At 70.8% G+C, this 16,810-nt stretch carries 14 protein-coding genes and 1 pseudogene; 9 read left to right on the forward strand and 6 right to left on the reverse strand.

The window, feature by feature from the left end:
• Positions 1 to 12 precede the first annotated feature (12 nt).
• Positions 13 to 483, reverse strand: a pseudogene (locus ACFWBB_RS08145) (MFS transporter); the annotation flags it as partial.
• An 856-nt stretch (positions 484 to 1,339) separates the two neighbouring features.
• On the opposite strand from ACFWBB_RS08145, the gene ACFWBB_RS08150 reads away from it, so the two are divergent.
• Together ACFWBB_RS08150 and ACFWBB_RS08155 are read left to right on the forward strand one after the other, a co-directional pair.
• A complete protein-coding gene (locus ACFWBB_RS08150) occupies positions 1,340 to 1,591 on the forward strand; it encodes a hypothetical protein (protein WP_385268343.1) in 252 nt (83 codons plus the stop codon).
• Positions 1,592 to 1,715: 124 nt separating this feature from the next.
• Complete coding sequence (locus tag ACFWBB_RS08155) at positions 1,716 to 2,378, forward strand: TetR family transcriptional regulator (protein WP_385268345.1); 663 nt, start codon at positions 1,716 to 1,718, stop codon at positions 2,376 to 2,378.
• Positions 2,379 to 2,426: 48 nt separating this feature from the next.
• Here ACFWBB_RS08155 and ACFWBB_RS08160 read toward each other — a convergent pair whose 3' ends face one another.
• Complete coding sequence (locus ACFWBB_RS08160; protein WP_385268347.1) at positions 2,427 to 2,570, reverse strand: hypothetical protein; 144 nt, start codon at positions 2,568 to 2,570, stop codon at positions 2,427 to 2,429.
• Between the two features lie 628 nt (positions 2,571 to 3,198).
• Between ACFWBB_RS08160 and ACFWBB_RS08165 the strand changes: the two genes are divergently transcribed.
• Entirely contained in the window at positions 3,199 to 4,182 is a 984-nt protein-coding gene (locus tag ACFWBB_RS08165; RefSeq protein ID WP_385268349.1) for an aldo/keto reductase, read from the forward strand.
• 69 nt (positions 4,183 to 4,251) lie between these two features.
• Here ACFWBB_RS08165 and ACFWBB_RS08170 read toward each other — a convergent pair whose 3' ends face one another.
• Entirely contained in the window at positions 4,252 to 4,443 is a 192-nt protein-coding gene (locus tag ACFWBB_RS08170; RefSeq protein ID WP_385268351.1) for a helix-turn-helix domain-containing protein, read from the reverse strand.
• 706 nt (positions 4,444 to 5,149) lie between these two features.
• On the opposite strand from ACFWBB_RS08170, the gene pcaC reads away from it, so the two are divergent.
• The 5 genes from pcaC to ACFWBB_RS08195 all read left to right on the forward strand — a co-directional run bounded on the left by pcaC (position 5,150) and on the right by ACFWBB_RS08195 (position 9,627).
• On the forward strand, positions 5,150 to 6,460 hold the full coding sequence (gene pcaC / locus ACFWBB_RS08175) for a 4-carboxymuconolactone decarboxylase (RefSeq protein ID WP_385268353.1): 1,311 nt from the start codon (positions 5,150 to 5,152) through the stop codon (positions 6,458 to 6,460).
• Positions 6,461 to 6,646: 186 nt separating this feature from the next.
• A complete protein-coding gene (locus ACFWBB_RS08180) occupies positions 6,647 to 7,282 on the forward strand; it encodes an MBL fold metallo-hydrolase (protein ID WP_385268484.1) in 636 nt (211 codons plus the stop codon).
• A gap of 38 nt (positions 7,283 to 7,320) precedes the next feature.
• Entirely contained in the window at positions 7,321 to 8,106 is a 786-nt protein-coding gene (locus tag ACFWBB_RS08185) for an exodeoxyribonuclease III (protein ID WP_385268355.1), read from the forward strand.
• Positions 8,107 to 8,334: 228 nt separating this feature from the next.
• On the forward strand, positions 8,335 to 8,757 hold the full coding sequence (locus tag ACFWBB_RS08190; RefSeq protein ID WP_385268357.1) for a DUF6278 family protein: 423 nt from the start codon (positions 8,335 to 8,337) through the stop codon (positions 8,755 to 8,757).
• Between the two features lie 126 nt (positions 8,758 to 8,883).
• Positions 8,884 to 9,627, forward strand: coding sequence for an amino acid ABC transporter ATP-binding protein (locus ACFWBB_RS08195; RefSeq protein ID WP_385268359.1), 744 nt, complete (start codon positions 8,884 to 8,886; stop codon positions 9,625 to 9,627).
• Between the two features lie 48 nt (positions 9,628 to 9,675).
• Here the strand turns inward: ACFWBB_RS08195 and ACFWBB_RS08200 are convergent, their stop codons facing one another.
• Positions 9,676 to 11,223 carry an alpha/beta fold hydrolase gene (locus ACFWBB_RS08200; protein ID WP_385268486.1) on the reverse strand — a complete coding sequence of 516 codons (1,548 nt, stop codon included), beginning with the start codon at positions 11,221 to 11,223 and terminating at the stop codon, positions 9,676 to 9,678.
• A gap of 98 nt (positions 11,224 to 11,321) precedes the next feature.
• Complete coding sequence (locus tag ACFWBB_RS08205; RefSeq protein WP_385268361.1) at positions 11,322 to 12,068, reverse strand: hypothetical protein; 747 nt, start codon at positions 12,066 to 12,068, stop codon at positions 11,322 to 11,324.
• 143 nt (positions 12,069 to 12,211) lie between these two features.
• Here ACFWBB_RS08205 and ggt point away from each other — a divergent pair, with 143 nt between their 5' ends.
• Positions 12,212 to 14,023 (forward strand): gamma-glutamyltransferase, encoded by a 1,812-nt coding sequence (ggt, locus tag ACFWBB_RS08210; protein ID WP_385268363.1) that lies wholly within the window; start codon positions 12,212 to 12,214, stop codon positions 14,021 to 14,023.
• Between the two features lie 23 nt (positions 14,024 to 14,046).
• Here the strand turns inward: ggt and ACFWBB_RS08215 are convergent, their stop codons facing one another.
• A complete protein-coding gene (locus ACFWBB_RS08215) occupies positions 14,047 to 16,599 on the reverse strand; it encodes an ATP-dependent Clp protease ATP-binding subunit (RefSeq protein WP_385268365.1) in 2,553 nt (850 codons plus the stop codon).
• Between the last annotated feature and the right edge of the window lie 211 nt (positions 16,600 to 16,810).

Consider the following 16,810-nt stretch of genomic DNA (forward strand, 5'->3'; position numbering starts at 1 on the left):
CATTCCGAGCAGCACGGCGACGGAGACCAACTGGAGGGCGGCGTTGGCGAGGACCGTGGCGTACCGGGCGGTCGAGGTGCCGGCCGCGATGGCGGCTCCGGCCAGCGCGGCGCCGCCGAGGAAGCCCAGGTTGAACAGGCTGCGCATCTGCGCGCTCACCCTGACCCGTTCCGCCTCGCCCACCAGCGCGTCGGTGAGCGACGCCTGGAGCGTGCCCGCCGAGGTCTCCAGGACCGCGACGGCGCAGGCGACCGCGAGGAACGCGGCGAAGCCGTCCACCAGGCAGTACGCGGTGAAGCCGGCGGCCGCGAGCAGGAAGTTGACGGTGAGTACCCGGGCCGCGCCGAGCCGGTCCGCGAGTCGGCCGATGGGCACGGTGCAGACCAGACCGCAGAGCCCGGCGACCGACAGGGCGAGGCCCACGCGCTGGACGGGGATGCCGATGGTCCGGGTGAAGAACACGGCGCTGGACGTGAGGAACACCCCGACCGGCTGAGCCGGCTGCTCAGCGTCACCGGGATGGACACCTTCCTGCCCGCCTACCCCAGCGGCGAGGCCGCGCTCGCCGCCCGCCAGGGCGATCGCACCACCGCCTGAAAACCCTCGCTCGCAGGAGTGGCATCAGCGGGCTTGCCTGGCACAGCCCAGCCCTACAGCCAGGCGCGCGGGGGCATGGCGAAGCGCGCGTCGGGGCCGACCACTGGTCGCGACGCGCGCTCGTCCGCTCCGTGAAGCAGGCCGGGCCGGCTGCAACAGCGGGTCGGGGGTTAGCCGTTCATGGCGGATGAGGGCACCGGCCGTGTCGCCGTATGGCAGCAGTAGATGGACCGGGCCATCCCCGGGTTCGTGGGCCTCCCGGCACCCGCCGTGACCTGCTGGACCACCGCCCACGCCGACCTGCACTGGGCCAACCTCACCGCGCTGAGGCTGCTGGACTGGGAGGGACGGGGGCAAGCTCCGGAGGGTTCGACTCCGCCACTCGCTGCTGCAGCCGGACGCCTCCGCCCGCGTCCATGACGCGTTCCCTGTGCTGGGCAGCCCGGCTGGCCTCGCCGCCGAAACGACCGTGTGCGCCGAGCTGCTCCAGACTATGGCCCGCGGCGACAACCTCAATTTCGAAGACCCACTCTGGAACTGGGCTGATGAGTTACGCCACCGCTGTCCGTCTTCCTGTTCCTGAGGCACGTGACCTGATTCGGTCACGCCGTGGGCCCGGGGGAACCATGGCATTCCCTGGGCCCGGCATATGGAGTTGTGCTGTGGTTACGTCCAGGGAAGTGGTGTACGGGTTCGACCTGATCCGGGGGTTCGCTCCGGCATCGGGATGGTGCCCGCATAGATGAACGGCCACCGGCTGATCTTCGAAGTGTCGAAGCCTCGAAGGGGTCAGCACGATGACCGCATCCGACAGTCTGCCCTTGCACGCCTCGCGGAGGAGAACCTCGCCGCGGTGAGTCCCGATCTGCTGCGCGCGATGGTCAAGACGTTCGCCGACGCGCTCATGTGTGCGGAAGCCGACGCCTTCTGCAACGCCGAATACGGGCAGGTCAAGGGCACCGACTTCAAGCCCTTCCGCAGTGTCAGCCGCTGATACCCGGGCCGCCGCCCATCGCCACGAACCCGCCGCAGAACCGGTCCGAACAGGCCGTCGGCGCCGGGTTCGTGGCCGTTCTGCGTTCCGGATCGCCCGACCCCCGGAGAGAAGATCTGACTGCATGGCTGACAAACCGAACTGTTTGGTCGCCTATCGTGTCCCTATGCCTCGCTCCGCCGTCTCCCGTAAGACCTCGAACTCCTCTACCGCCGATACCCGGCAGCGGATCCTCGCCGCGGCGAAGGATGAGTTTGCCCGGTACGGCATCGCCGGCGCCCGAGTGGACCGCCTCGCCAAGCAGGCGCGGACCAGCAAGGAACGGGTCTACGCTTATTTCAGCAGCAAAGAGGCCCTCTACCACCACATCGCCGAGAACGAGACGGCCGCGCTCATCGAGGCCACCCGCATGGACCCGGCGGACCTGCCCGGCTACGCCGGCATCCTCTTCGATCACTTCACAGCCCACCCGGACCACTATCGGCTCATCACCTGGGGCCGCCTCGAACTCGCCGACGGCGAAGCCGACAGCGAGACGGTTGACCCCATGCTGAGCACCATCACCGGCAAGGTCGAACAGCTCCGCGACGCGCAGCGCGCCGGCCTGATCGATCCCGCCTGGGACCCGGTCGACGTGCTCGCCCTGATCAACCAGATCGCCACAACCTGGGCAGGTCAGCCGGAGATCGGCGCCGCCGCGGCCAAGCTGGCCGCGGACACCTCCGTCGGCGCACGCCGCGCGGCCCTGGTCACCGCCGTCGAGCGCCTGTTCCCCCGCCCACGCTGAGCCTCGGACCGCCGAACTCCGAAAAATCTGGATCGTGCCCCAGCACCACTACAGCAGCCCCGCGAGCCAGGCGCCACCACCGAGGGTGAGTGCGGCGCAGGTGGCCGCTCCCATGAAGACGATCAGCGGCAGCGTGCCGTCCCCGGCCTTTCCGTGCCTCCTCGACGATGCGCAGCGTGCGCGCTTGAGCATTGCGCCTCCCCAATCAATTCACGGTGCCGGGTCACCCTTGGCGGGTGGAGTTCCCCGTGCCGCTCGCCCTCGGCGCACCCGTCCGGACCCCGCCGCGCGGCGCCGACGCGAGCTGGGGCCGCGCTGACCCCCGGCGGGCCCGAACATCCGTTGACGGGAATGCAGATCAGCGCTGCATCTGGAGGGCGCCACCGTCACCCGCTGTTCGATATTGACGAGATGCGACAGCGCTCGGTCACTCGCCCGAGTCTCCCGGGCGTCAATGAGGGTGATGCGCCACTTCGAGTGCTCGGGGCGCGGCCAGTTCGTCGTCGCGGGAAACAGGCGCTCGACGGCCGCGACGATCGCAGCTCGGCGCGCCGCCAGGTACGTGGCGCGACCCTCGCCGTGCGGGGGCAGCAGGTCAGGCTGTGCAACCCAGGCTGTGCGGCCCAGGCGGTGGCGATCTGGTGGATGCGGACGAGGATGACTCGGGCCCAGTGGGCGTCCAGATGGCCGGCTTCCTGGGCGTCGCGGATCTGCTCGATCAGGCTTCCACGCTACCCGACCAAACCGTTTGGTTTGACGCCGGGCAGTGGTCGGCATAGGCTTCAAACCGAACTGTTTGGTTTCACGTCAGGAGATCCTCATGCAGCACAGGACACTCGGCACACAGGGCCTGACCGTCTCGGCGATCGGCTACGGCTCGATGGGTCTGACCATGGCCTACGGCCCCGGAGACGAGGAGGCGGGTATCGCCGCCATCCGCCGGGCCCACGACCTGGGCGTCACCTTCTTCGACACCGCCGAGCTCTACGGCTTGGGCACCGGCTCCAACGAGATCCTGGTCGGCAAGGCGGTCAAGGACTTCCGCGACGAGGTGGTCCTGGCCACGAAGTTCGGCTTCGACCTGTCCGACCTGTCCCAGGGGTTCGGCCTCAACAGCCGCCCCGACAACATCCGCAAGGTCGCCGACAACAGCCTGCGCTACCTGGGCGTCGACCAGATCGACGTCTTCTACCAGCACCGCGTCGACCCGGACGTGCCGATCGAGGACGTCGCGGGGACGGTGAAGGAGCTGATCGACGCGGGCAAGGTGAAGTACTTCGGCCTGAGCGAGGCGGGCCCGGAGACCATCCGCAAGGCGCACGCCGTCCAGCCGGTCTCGGTCCTGCAGACCGAGTACTCGCTGTTCGAGCGCGAGGTCGAGCAGCTCTTCCCGCTCCTGAAGGAGCTCGGCATCGGCTTCGTCCCCTACTCGCCCCTCGGCCGCGGCTTCATCACCGGTACCGCGAAGCCCGCGGGCCAGTACGACGCCACCGACATGCGCAACACTGACCCGCGCTGGCAGCCCGGCAACTTCGAGAAGAACGTCGAAGCCGTGGACCGACTTGACAAGCTGGCCACCGCCAAGGGCATCACCGTCTCCCAGCTGGCCCTGGCCTGGCTGCTCGCCCAGGGCGAGCACATCGTCCCGATCCCGGGCACCCGGAGCGCGGCCCGCATGGAGGAGAACGCCCACGCGGCCGACGTCGCTCTCACCGAGGCCGATCTCGCCGCGATCCACGAGATCCTCCCGACCGGCGGATTCGGCGCCCGCTACTCCGCAGAGCACGCCCCCAACTGGGTCTGACCCCCACACGAGCGGACCTGCGAATCGACAACCGGTCCCGCCGCATGAACATCCGGAGCCCGGCCGCCGTCACGGGTGGGTCGTGGTGTCGCGGGCCGCGAAGGCGGCCGGGGTGAGACCGGTGCGGTCGCGGAAGAACCGGCCGAAGTTCGCGGGATCGGTGAAGCCGAGATGGTCGGCCACGGACCGGGCGTCCCATCGGGCGCTTCCCAGCAGGCGCCGGGCTTCGAGCAGGCGCCGCTCGTCGATGAGCTCACGCACTCCCTTGCCGGCGCGTCCCGGGCGGCGCGGCTGAGGGTGCGGACGGAGCAGCCGAGCAACTCGGCATAGTCCGCCGCCCGGTGCGGTTCGCGGAAGTCCAGCTCCAGGGCGTCCGTGAACCGTCCGTAGGTGTCACCACGGCTTCTGCCGGCACTCGTGTGGCGCGGCCCGCACGTGGCGGGTTCCACGGCCAGTCGTCGTGCTGGGCGAAGAAGTCCTCGACGGTGCTCACCTCAAGGCCGTACGGGGTGCCGACCGGGGGCTGGAACCCGTACAACGGGACCGCGGCCGGTCCGGTCTGTCCGCTCGGGCTGCGGTGTCGCTTGTCGACCATCACGCGTCCGCAGCCTACTGCCCTTTTTGTCGGCTTCGAAGGAAGGATGGGGTGTGCCGTCGCGACCACCTTGTAAGAAGGGCAACGTGCGGGAGCAGTACAGCCACATCACCCCCGGCTACCACAGCGGACCCGACGGGCTCAGTGCTGGGCATACGAACGTAAAGACAACCAAGCGGTGGTATGTCAAGCCGGACGTAGAGGATCTTCGCGGAGCCGCCACCACATGGGATGGCCTGCATGGGGTTGCGGAGGAGGAGAAGGCGTGACCCATGAGGACTAGTAACCGGGCGACTTGGCGAGAGTGGGACGAGGCCCGCTAGATTCACCCCGGCGATGTGACATCTTGTGACAGATGAGAGGGTCGGACGGGTGAGCGAGACACCACCGAACACCCTGCAATACCGCTTCGACGGGCCAGAAGAGGCTCCCGTACTGATCCTGGGGCCCTCCCTGGGTACCACATGGCACATGTGGGACCGTCAGGTTCCCGAGCTCGCCCAGCAGTGGCGGGTGTTCCGGTTCGACCTGCCCGGCCACGGTGGCGCCCCGGCCTACCCGGCGGGTTCGGTTTCGGACCTCGCCGGGCGGCTGCTCGCCACCCTCGACGCGCTCGGTGTGCAGCGCTTCGGCTACGCGGGCTGCGCGTTCGGCGGCGCGGTCGGCGTGGAGCTGGCACTGCGGCACCCGGAGCGGGTCGCCTCGCTCGCGCTGATCGCTGCCTCGCCGAGGTTCGGCACCGCCGACGAGTTCCGGCAGCGTGGCGTGATAGTCCGCACGAACGGCCTCGACCCGATCGCCCGCAGCTCGCCCGACCGTTGGTTCACCAGCGGCTTCGCGGCCGCGCAGCCCGCGATCACCGAGTGGGCCGTGCAGATGGTGCGCACCACCGACCCCGGCTGCTACATAGCCGCCTGCGAGGCGCTCGCCGCGTTCGACGTGCGGGCCGAGATCGGTCTGATCGGCGTGCCGACACTGGTCCTCGTCGGTTCGGACGACCAGGTCACCGGGCCCGCCGAGGCGCGCACCCTGGTGGCCGGCATCCCGGACGCCCGGCTGGCCGTCGTACCGGGCGCCTCGCACCTGGTCCCGGTGGAGCAGCCCGCCGCCGTCACCGACCTGCTGGTCCGCCACTTCTCCACGGCCTGGCAGCCCGCGTACGACTCCGGCACCGGGCAGACGGCCGTCCCGGGCATCCCCGTCCGAGCGGTCCTGGCCACGCCCCAGCAGCCTCCGCAGCCCGTGGCCATCGCGGAGATCGCGCCTGCCCCCGTCCTCGAACCGGTGCAGGCCATGGGTCGCCCCGATCCGTACGACGCCGGTCTGAAGGTGCGCAGGGAGGTCCTCGGGGACGCCCATGTCGACCGGGAGCTGTCACAGGCCGACGACTTCTCCGGCGACTTCCAGGAGTTCGTCACCCGCTACGCCTGGGGCGAGATCTGGGACCGGCCCGGTCTCGACCGGCGCTCCCGCTCCTGCGTCACGCTCACCGCGCTGGTCGCCGGCGGCCACCTCGAGGAGCTCGCCTTCCACGTCCGTGCCGCACTGCGCAACGGCCTCACCCCCGACGAGATCAGGGAAGTGCTGCTCCAGGCGGCCGTCTACTGCGGTGTGCCCGCGGCGAACAGCGCGTTCAAGGTGGCCCAGCAGGTGATCCGTGAGGAGACCACTCCGCCCGAGTGAGCCCCCGCCGAACCAGCGCCCGCCGAGTGAGCCCCGCCGGCTGAGCCCCAGCCGAGTGGCCCCGCCGAGTGAGCCCCGCCGGCTGAGCCCCAGCCGAGTGGCCCCGCCGAGTGAGCCCCGCCGGCTGAGCCCCAGCCGGCTGAGCCCCGCGCCGGACACGCAGGCAGGATGGACTCCATGACGGCTCTGACACTCACCAAGAAGTCGCACGCGTGCGTACGCCTGGACAAGGGCGGGCGCACGCTCGTCCTCGACCCCGGCGCGTTCAGCGAGGCGGACGCCGCGCTCGGCGCGGACGCGATCCTGGTCACCCACGAGCACCCCGACCACTTCGACGAGAACCGGCTGCGGGCGGCCCTGGAGGCCGACCCGGCCACGGAGATCTGGACCCTGAGGTCCGTCGCGGAGAAGCTCTCCGCCGCCTTCCCGGGCCGCGTGCACACCGTCGGCCACGGCGACACGTTCACCGCCGCGGGCTTCGACGTCCAGGTGCACGGGGAGCTGCACGCGGTCATCCACCCCGACCTCCCGCGCGTCACCAACGTCGGCTTCCTCGTCGACGGCGGCCGCGTCTTCCATCCCGGCGACGCGCTGACCGTCCCCGAGCACCCGGTGGAAACCCTGCTGGCCCCGGTCCAGGCCCCCTGGAACAAGATCTCCGAGGTCATCGACTACGTCCGCGAGGTCCGGCCGCAGCGCGTCTACGACATCCACGACGCCCTCCTCACCGACCTCGCCCGACCGATCTACGACACACACCTGGGCAACCTCGGCGGCGCCGAGCACGGCCGACTGGCGCCTGGAGCCTCCGCGGAGCTCTGAGATCGGCGTTGTCGGACCCGCCGGGTAGGTTGTGGGACATGCGCATCGCGACCTGGAACGTGAACTCGATCACCGCTCGCCTGCCGAGGCTCCTTGCCTGGCTGGAGAGCAGCGGCACCGACGTGCTCTGCCTCCAGGAGGCCAAGGTCGCCGAGGAGCAGTTCCCGCTCGAGCAGTTGCGCGAACTGGGTTACGAGGCTGCGGTGCACGCCACGGGCCGGTGGAACGGCGTGGCGGTCCTCTCCCGCGTCGGCCTGGAGGACGTCGTCAAGGGCCTGCCCGGCGACCCCGGCTACGAGGGCGCGCAGGAGCCCCGCGCCGTCTCGGCGACCTGCGGCCCGGTCCGCGTCTGGTCGGTGTACGTGCCGAACGGCCGGGAGGTCGACCACCCGCACTACGCGTACAAGCTCCAGTGGTTCGAGGCCCTCAAGGCGGCCGTCGCCGGTGACGCGGCGGGCAGCCGCCCGTTCGCGGTGCTGGGCGACTACAACGTGGCGCCGACCGACGACGACGTGCACGACCCGGCCGCCTTCGTGGGCTCCACCCATGTCACCCCAGCCGAGCGCGCCGCCCTGGCGTCCCTGCGCGAGGCCGGCCTGTCGGACGTCGTCCCGCGCCCCCTGAAGTACGACCACCCCTTCACGTACTGGGACTACCGCCAGCTCTGCTTCCCCAAGAACCGGGGCATGCGCATCGACCTGGTGTACGGCAACGAGTCGTTCGCCAAGGCGGTCAAGGACTCCTACGTCGACCGCGAGGAGCGCAAGGGCAAGGGGGCCTCCGACCACGCCCCGGTCGTGGTCGACCTCGACGTACAGCCGTAGCCGGTGGCCGGTGGCCGGTAGCCGGTAGCCGTAGCCCGTAGCCCGTAGCCCGTAGCCCGTAGCCCGTAGCCCGTAGCGCGTGACCTGTACCGTGACCCGTCGCCGGGTCCCGTACGCAGCCGGGCCCGTCCGCCGGCGCGCCATGCCCGCCCCGGTCGGGCGTCCGGCCCTGAGCCGGTGCCAGCGCGCCTGTGGTGCGCACGCCGGTGCGAATGTCACGCTGGGCTTATGAACATCCCTTTCCTGGGCAACAGGAGCAAGAAGCACCGTGCGGCGGTGCCGGCCGAGGATGACCCCGAGGGGATCGCCGAAATCCTCTCCGAATGTGAGCTGTTGCGATCCCACGCGGCCGGGGAGGGGATCGGACTCGACGACACGGCCGTCTCGTTGGAGGCGCTGGACCAGCTCCCGCCGCGCTGGCGCGAGGACGAGGAGACCCTGCCCTGGTTCGGTCACGACGCCGGGCTGTACCTGGGGACGGTCGTCGTGCGCACGGTCCCCGGTGCGGTGTGGGCGATCCGGCCCGACGGGGAGCCGGTCGTCCGGTTGGCGTCAGGACGGGAGATCGACGTGGTCACCGTCGGCCGTGACTGGGCCGCGAACGGAACTCCCGAACTCTCCCAGCTGTACGCCGAGGTGGCCGAGAACTGAGGCCGGGCACGGAGGGAGAGCGTAAATACGGCTAATGACGGAAAGGCGCGTGTCATCCCTTAACGCCGTCCTTATATCGATAGTTTGCGGCAACCACGACACGGCTGAGAGTGAGTAGGGCTGCGCATGGCCGTCGATCCGTTGATCGAGCTGCGTGACGTCAACAAGTACTTCGGGGAGCTGCATGTCCTTCAGGACGTCAACCTCACCGTCGGCAGGGGGGAGGTGGTCGTGGTCATCGGCCCCTCGGGGTCGGGGAAGTCGACGCTGTGCCGCGCGATCAACCGGCTGGAGCCCATCCAGTCCGGCTCGATCTCGCTCGACGGGCAGCCACTGCCCGCGGAGGGCAAGGCGCTGTCGACCCTGCGTTCCGAGGTCGGCATGGTCTTCCAGTCCTTCAACCTCTTCGCCCACAAGACGGTCCTGCAGAACATCTCGCTGGGCCAGGTGAAGGTACGCAAACGCAAGAAGGACGAGGCCGACCGGCGCTCCCGCGAGCTGCTCGACCGCGTGGGCCTCGCCGACCAGGCCGACAAGTTCCCGGCGCAGCTCTCCGGCGGCCAGCAGCAGCGCGTGGCCATCGCCCGCGCCCTCGCCATGGACCCCAAGGCGCTCCTGTTCGACGAGCCCACCTCCGCCCTCGACCCCGAGATGATCAACGAGGTCCTCGAGGTCATGCAGCAGCTCGCCCGCGAGGGCATGACCATGGTCGTGGTCACCCACGAGATGGGCTTCGCGCGCTCGGCCGCCAACCGCGTGGTCTTCATGGACGACGGTCGCATCGTCGAGGACCGTGCTCCCGAGGAATTCTTCACCGCCCCGCGCAGCGACCGCGCCAAGGACTTCCTCTCCAAGATCCTCAAGCACTGAACGCCGGCGCCGGCCGCCGAGCCCACCGGCCCCGGCGGCGGCCGGAGATCACTTTTCGCGCAGCGGAACCGACACGTACGACGGGTCGTTCGCCGGCGAGGAGAAGGTCAGCCGCGCGCCGGACGGGTTGTGCTCGATGTAGAGCGGGTCGACCGTGTCGACGACCAGAGCGAGCCGGTGCCCTGCCGGGACGTCGTAGGCCGTGGAGAACAGGTCCAGGTCGAGACCGAACGGCTTGCCGGGCGGGCGCCCGTGGAAGGTGTACGGCGCGTTGGCGACCAGCTTGCCGAGGCCGAGCGGCCCCACGTCGTAGAGATAGGCGACGAGGGTGCCGCTCTCCTCGGTCGGGGTGACGGTGGTGTGCAGCTTCGCGTTCCCGCGCACCTGACGGCCGGTGGCGTACTTGCCGGACTGCCACACGGCGGCCCAGCGGCGGGGGAGCAGGGGGACGGCCGCCACCGGGGGCAGTTTCGCCACCTGGTCGAGGATGCTGGACAGGAAGACGATCCCGCCGTCCGCGCCCGAGTCCACGTTGGTGTGGATCGTGGCGGAGCCCGCGAGGGCGAACTTCTCGCGGTCGGCGTTCACCGACTTCCAGTCCGGATAGCCCTCGTAACCGCCGGTGGAACGGGACTTCAGCCGGACGGGCTGTTCGCGGTCGACGCCGTTGTCCTCGCCCTTGAGGTAGTGGTCGAACCAGCGCTCGGTGTCGGTCCACACGTCGTTGGGCAGCCCGAACAGTCCGGTGAGCTCGGCGGTCGCGTGGTCGCCGGGGCGGAACTCCAGCCGCTTGGGGCCGGTCAGCTTCTCGTAGAAGGCGGCCGACTGGTTGGGCGGGAAGATCGTGTCGCCCCAGGAGCCGGCGAGCATGATCGCCGCCCCGTTCTTGTTGAGCTGGTCCAGGTAGGTAGCGGGGGAACGTTTCTTCCCCCAGGCGACGACGTCCTGCTCCTTCGACAGGTCGGAGGAGTAGAAGGCCGAGAAGATCTGCCGGGACTCGGCGCTCTGGTGGCCGGCCACGGTGCCCACGGTGTCGAGCACGGCGGCGGCCTGGACGTGCTGGGTGCGGCCGGAGTAGATCGAGTCGATCAGGTCGCCCCAGCCGCTGAGCGAGGCGACGGCCTTGACACGCGGGTCGTGGGCGGCGGCCAGCAGGCTGATCCCGGCACCGTAGGAGACGCCCGCCATGCCGATGTGCTCCGGGTCGCTGGGGGTGTTGGCGAGTGCCCAGTCGACGACCTTGGCGGCGTCGGCGACATCGTGCGGCCCGGCCACGTCGATGTCGCCGCCGGACTGCCAGAAGCCGCGCACGTTGTAACTCAGCACGACATAACCGGAGTCGGCGAGCCGCTGGGCCTGGACGAGGTACTCGACCTGCGGGAAGCCCCAGCTCGTCGGCAGCACGATCAGCGGGTGGCGGCGCGTGCCGTCGGCGGGGGTGACCACGTTGGCCTTGAGGACCGTACCGCCGTCCCCGGCGATGTCGACGTACCGGACGCCGCCGGCGGATGCCTGTGCGGCCGGGGCGAGGCCCAGCACTCCGCCCGCGACCAGGGTCGCGGAGACGGCGCCCATGGCGGTCGTACGAAGGGTCATGCGGTGCGGTCGTCCCACGGGTGACTCCTCTTGCCTGCGCCATCGCAAAGTGACCCGACGGTAACCTCCCCGCCCAACCGAGGGTAACCTTCAATAAGTTACGTGGGAGTAACGATTGTCGCGGGCGGCAGGGAAGCCTGCGCCGCCCGGGTTACGTCGTCGACCAGTTCGACCACGTCGGGGCCGTACGCCTGGGAGTTGATCACCTTCAGGAGCAGGACGAAGGAGCCGGACCCGTGTTTGCGGGCCAGTCGCTCGTGGTTGCGGACGAGATAGCGGGTGGCGGCCTGGTTGTTGATCGCGCGCTGGCCGCAGAACAGGAACACCGGCCGTCCGCCGCGTCGTTGACCGGCGGTGAGCCGGGCCAGCAGGACGTACTCGGTGACGCCCGGGTCCATCCGGTAGTGCTCGGCGCCGATCTGGAACGCCAGCCGGTCCGGACCCGGTTCCCGGTCGGTGTTGACGCGCACCCCGGGCAGCATGGCCCGGATGTGGGCAGCCATCCGGCGGTTCGACCCCGGGCCGCCGACGCAGAACTCCGTCCGCTCGCCGAAACCCTGCCGGGCCGCGTCCTGGGTGACCACCTCGGCGCCCGCACCGCAGTCCTTGATGAGCGCGGCCAGTTCCAGCAGTGCGAACACGTCGTGGCGGTGCACCGCGAGGTCGGGGCTGCCGGCGTCGCGGTTGACGACGAGCAGCGACTCCGAGTTCTCCGGAAGCCCGAAGAACGCCTGCTTGCGCCGGAGCCTGCGCTTCCACAGGTAGGTGCGGGCCAGCCAGCCGAGCGCGGCGCTGACGCCGGCGGCGACCACGCCCAGGACGATGTTGCGCACGTCGTCGTTCATGGGCGCGCATGCTAGCGGGCGGGCGCGGCGAGGGCGTACCCGTGTTCGAGGTGTGGCGTTCGTATGACAGTGCCCGGAAGGAGGCTGTCGGGGCCCCAGGATTCTGGTTACGCTGCGCGGACGTTCCTGGACTGGAGGTACGGATGCGTCGCCCTGTCGCGCGGAAACTGTCGGTCCTGGCGGTCTCGGCCGCCGTGGTCACGGTGGGGGCCGCGGCGCCACCCGCCGCTGAGAGAACCACTGTCGCGAAGGTGCCGGTCGCCGTCGGCTACGGCGGTGCCGTCGCCAGCGTCGACGCGGACGCCTCCGCGGCCGGCATCGAGGTGCTGCGCAAGGGGGGCAACGCCGTCGACGCGGCCGTCGCCACCGCCGCCGCCCTCGGCGTCACCGAGCCCTACTCCTCCGGCATCGGCGGAGGCGGCTACTTCGTCTACTACGACGCCAAGTCCCGTACGGTGCACACCATCGACGGCCGCGAGACCGCCCCGCTGACGGCGGACTCCGGGCTCTTCCTGGAGAACGGCAAGCCGCTCGCCTTCAACGACGCCGTGAGCAGCGGTCTGGCCGTCGGCACGCCCGGGACACCCGCCACCTGGGCGACCGCGCTGAACGAGTGGGGCAGCGAGAAGCTCGGCACGGTCCTGAAGCCCGCCCAGCGCATCGCGCGCGACGGCTTCACGGTCGACGACACCTTCCGCACCCAGACCGCGACCAACGAGACCCGCTTCCGGTTCTTCCCGGACACGGCGAAGCTGTTCCTGCCGGGCGGCCGACTCCCGGTCGTGGGCTCCACGTTCAAGAACCCCGACCTCGCCCGCACCTACGAGGAGCTGGCCCGCAAGGGCGTCGGCGCGATCTACCGGGGCGACCTCGGCAAGGACATCGTCGCCACGGTGAACAAGCCGCCGGTGGACCCGGGTTCGGGCTGGAACGCCCGGCCGGGCGAGCTGTCCGCCAAGGACCTCGCGGCCTACCGCGCCAAGCTCCAGGCGCCCACCAAGACCTCGTACCGCGGCCTGGGCGTGTACTCCATCGCGCCCTCCTCCTCGGGCGGCACGACGGTCGGCGAGGCTCTCAACATTCTTGAGAAGACCGACCTTTCGAAGGCGAGCAAGGTCCAGTACCTGCACCGCTATCTCGAAGCGAGCCGGATCGCGTTCGCCGACCGCGGGCGCTGGGTCGGCGACCCCGCCTTCGAGGACGTACCCACCAAGCAGCTGCTGTCGCAGAAGTACGCCGACTCACGCGCCTGCCTCATCAAGGACGACGCGGTGCTCACCAGCCCGGTGGCGCCGGGTGACCCCCGCGACCCGGCCGCCTGCGGCACGGGCGGTACGGCGGCCCCGACGACGTACGAGGGTGAGAACACCACGCACCTGACCGTCGCCGACAAGTGGGGCAACGTCGTCTCCTACACGCTCACCATCGAGCAGACCGGCGGCAGCGGCATCACGGTGCCCGGCCGCGGCTTCCTCCTCAACAACGAGCTGACGGACTTCTCCTTCGCCCCCGCCAGCCCGGCAGTCCACGACCCGAACCTGCCGGGCCCGGGCAAGCGGCCGCGCTCGTCGATCTCACCGACGATCGTGCTCGACCGGAACGACAGGCCGGTGGTGGCGCTGGGTTCGCCCGGCGGCGCGACCATCATCACCACCGTGCTGCAGACCCTGACCGGGTTCCTCGACCGCGGACTGCCGCTCGTCGACGCGATCGCCGCCCCGCGCGCCAGTCAGCGCAACGCCGCCCAGACCGAGTTGGAGCCCGCGCTCTACAACGACACCGGCCCCGACGGGCTGCGGGCCCGGCTGGAGGCCATCGGGCACTCCTTCAAACTCAACCCCGAGATCGGCGCGGCGACCGCCGTGCAGCGGCTGCCGAACGGCAAGTGGCTGGCCGCCGCCGAGACCGTACGGCGCGGCGGCGGCTCGGCGCAGGTGGTCCGTCCGGCGCCGTGACGCCCTGAGCGCACAGGGACAGGTCAGAGTACGGGGGCGGGTGGTTCGCCGGTACGCGTACGGAACGCGAGCCGCCCGTCCTCGACCTCCACCGTCACCCGGTCGCCCTCCTTGACCCGCCCGTCGAGGAGCAGCCGCGACAACTGGTTGTCGACCTCGCGCTGGATGGTGCGCCGCAGCGGGCGGGCGCCGTACTCGGGCTGGTAGCCGCGCTCGGCGAGCCAGCCCGTGGCCGCGTCGGTGAACTCGACCGCGATGCCCTGCGCGTGCACCAGCCGACGCGTCCTGTCCAGCAACAGATCGGTGATCTGCCGCAGTTGCTCACCCGTGAGCTGCCGGAACACGACGATCTCGTCGATCCGGTTGAGGAACTCGGGCCGGAAGTGCTCGCGCAGCGGCCGCAGGATCTGTTCGCGCCGCGCCTCCTCGTCGGCGTCCGCGCCTCCCGACCCGAAACCGATGCCGGCGCCGCGCCGGGTGATCGCCTCCGAACCCAGGTTGCTGGTCATCACGATGACCGTGTTGGTGAAGTCGACCGTGCGGCCCTGGGAGTCGGTGAGCCGGCCGTCGTCGAGAACCTGGAGCAGGATGTTGAAGACATCCGGGTGCGCCTTCTCCACCTCGTCGAGCAGGAGCAGGGAGTACGGGTGCCGCCGGACGACCTCCGTCAGCTGTCCGGCCTCCTCGTGGCCGACGTAGCCGGGCGGGGCGCCGATCAGACGGCTGACGGTGTGCCGCTCCTGGTACTCGCTCATGTCGAGCCGGACCATGCGCTCCTCGCTGCCGAACAGCGACTCGGCGAGCGCGCGGGCCAGTTCGGTCTTGCCGACCCCGGTCGGGCCGAGGAACAGGAAGCTGCCGATCGGCCGGTCCGGGCTGGCGAGCCCCGCCCGTGAGCGCAGCACCGCGTCCGCGACGACCCGTACGGCCTCCTCCTGGCCGACCACCCGCTCGTGCAGGTGCTCCTCCAGGGCGAGCAGACGGTCCTTCTCCTCCTGGGTGAGGCTGGCGACGGGGATGCCGGTCTGCCGGGACACCACCTCGGCGATCGCCTCCGCGGTGACCTCCAGATGCCGGCCCTCGTCGGAGGTGTTCTCCCCGCTCGCGTCCGCGATGCGCTGCCGCAACTCGGCGATGCGGTCCCGCAGCCGGGTGGCCTGCTCGTACTGTTCGTCCGACACCGCCTGGTCCTTGTCGCGGGCCAGCTCCTCGGCCTCGCGCTCCATGGCCCGTACGTCCGTGCCCTTCGTGCGGGCGCCGAGCCGCACCCGGGCGCCGGCCTGGTCGATCAGGTCGATCGCCTTGTCGGGCAGCCGGCGGTCGGTGAGATAGCGGTCGGACAGCTCCACGGCCGCGACGAGCGCCTCGTCGGTGTAACGGACCTGGTGGTGGGCCTCGTAGCGGTCGCGCAGCCCGCGCAGGATCTCCAGCGCGTCCGCGACGGACGGCTCCGGGACGAGGATCGGCTGGAAACGCCGGGCCAGCGCCGCGTCCTTCTCGATCCGCCGGTACTCCTCCAGCGTCGTCGCGCCCACGATGTGCAGCTCGCCGCGGGCCAGGGCCGGCTTGAGGATGTTGCCGGCGTCCATCGACCCGCCCTCGCCGCCACCGCCCGCGCCGACGACGGTGTGCAGCTCGTCGATGAAGACGATCAGCTGGTCGGAGTGCGCCCGGATCTCGTCGACGATGCCGGTCAGCCGTTCCTCGAAGTCGCCGCGGTAGCGGGTGCCCGCGACCACTCCCGTCAGGTCCAGCGCGACCACGCGTCGCGCGACGAGGACATCCGGCACGTCTCCGTCCGCGATCCGCTGGGCCAGCCCCTCCACGATGGCGGTCTTGCCGACGCCGGCGTCTCCGATCAGCACCGGGTTGTTCTTGCCGCGCCGGGAGAGCACCTCGATGGTCTGCTCGATCTCGTCGTCCCGGCCGATCACCGGGTCGATCCGGCCCTCGCGGGCCAGCTCGGTGAGGTCGCTGCCGTACTTGTCCAGGGTGGGTGTGCCGGTGGGCCGCTGCCGCTCACCGGTGCGGGCCGTCTGCGCGGTGTCCGGGGAGTCGGGCGGCAGACCCGTGGCGGCGAAGCGGGCCGCGTTGAGGATGTGCCCGGCCGCCGAGTCCGGGTTCGCGGCGAGGGCGCCGAGCACGTGCTCCGGGCCGATGTAGCCCGCGCCGCGGGAGCGGGCCAGGTCGTGCGCGTCGAGCAGGGCGCGTTTGGCGGCCGGGGTCAGCGACAGCGACGTGGGCGGTGGTGCCTCGCCCGGCGGGTGCTGGACGGGGCCCGACCGCTCGTCGATCTCCGTCGCGAGGACGTCGGGGTCGGCGCCGGCCCGGCTGAGCAGAGTGCGGGTCGGCTCCGCGGTGAGGGCCGCGCGCAGCAGGTGCTCGGTGTCCAGGTCGCGGCTGCCGTGCTCGGCGGCGTACTGGGCCGCGCCGCGGACGAGATCCCTCGCGGGCCGGCTGAGTAGCTGGCCGATGTTGATCTGACGGGGGCCGGGGCGGGGTCCGCCGAAGAAGCGGGCCAGGAACTCGCCGAAGGGGTCGCCGTAGCCCTCCGGGCCGGTGAAGCCGCTGGTCATGGCGTTCCGTTCGATCGACGTGCGATGCCGGTGCCGGGTGCCCTCGGCTGGGGGCGATTACACCCACTTTCGCACGATCGTTCACCGTGGGCATGCGCAGCAAGGCCCACCGGTCGGGGGTCGGGCGCGCTGTCCGGCGCCCAGGTCGGTGGGCCTTCCCGCGCAGCTGCCGTCCGGCGGCCGCGGGTCGTGCGGGGGGCTCGCGCCCGCG

It is taken from the genome of Streptomyces sp. NPDC060000, from assembly GCF_042737375.1.
Lineage (GTDB): Bacteria > Actinomycetota > Actinomycetes > Streptomycetales > Streptomycetaceae > Streptomyces.

What these genes read in the sequence shown, in the direction of transcription:
- ACFWBB_RS08205 (WP_385268361.1), bottom strand. Translation starts at nt 12,068, where the DNA reads ATGAACGACGACGTGCGCAACATCGTCCTGGGCGTGGTCGCCGCCGGC.
- ACFWBB_RS08185 (WP_385268355.1), top strand. Translation starts at nt 7,321, where the DNA reads ATGCGCATCGCGACCTGGAACGTGAACTCGATCACCGCTCGCCTGCCG.
- ACFWBB_RS08155 (WP_385268345.1), top strand. Translation starts at nt 1,716, where the DNA reads ATGGCTGACAAACCGAACTGTTTGGTCGCCTATCGTGTCCCTATGCCT.
- ACFWBB_RS08160 (WP_385268347.1), bottom strand. Translation starts at nt 2,570, where the DNA reads ATGCTCAAGCGCGCACGCTGCGCATCGTCGAGGAGGCACGGAAAGGCC.
- ACFWBB_RS08150 (WP_385268343.1), top strand. Translation starts at nt 1,340, where the DNA reads ATGAACGGCCACCGGCTGATCTTCGAAGTGTCGAAGCCTCGAAGGGGT.
- ACFWBB_RS08215 (WP_385268365.1), bottom strand. Translation starts at nt 16,599, where the DNA reads ATGACCAGCGGCTTCACCGGCCCGGAGGGCTACGGCGACCCCTTCGGC.
- ggt (WP_385268363.1), top strand. Translation starts at nt 12,212, where the DNA reads ATGCGTCGCCCTGTCGCGCGGAAACTGTCGGTCCTGGCGGTCTCGGCC.
- ACFWBB_RS08165 (WP_385268349.1), top strand. Translation starts at nt 3,199, where the DNA reads ATGCAGCACAGGACACTCGGCACACAGGGCCTGACCGTCTCGGCGATC.
- ACFWBB_RS08190 (WP_385268357.1), top strand. Translation starts at nt 8,335, where the DNA reads ATGAACATCCCTTTCCTGGGCAACAGGAGCAAGAAGCACCGTGCGGCG.
- ACFWBB_RS08195 (WP_385268359.1), top strand. Translation starts at nt 8,884, where the DNA reads ATGGCCGTCGATCCGTTGATCGAGCTGCGTGACGTCAACAAGTACTTC.
- ACFWBB_RS08200 (WP_385268486.1), bottom strand. Translation starts at nt 11,223, where the DNA reads ATGACCCTTCGTACGACCGCCATGGGCGCCGTCTCCGCGACCCTGGTC.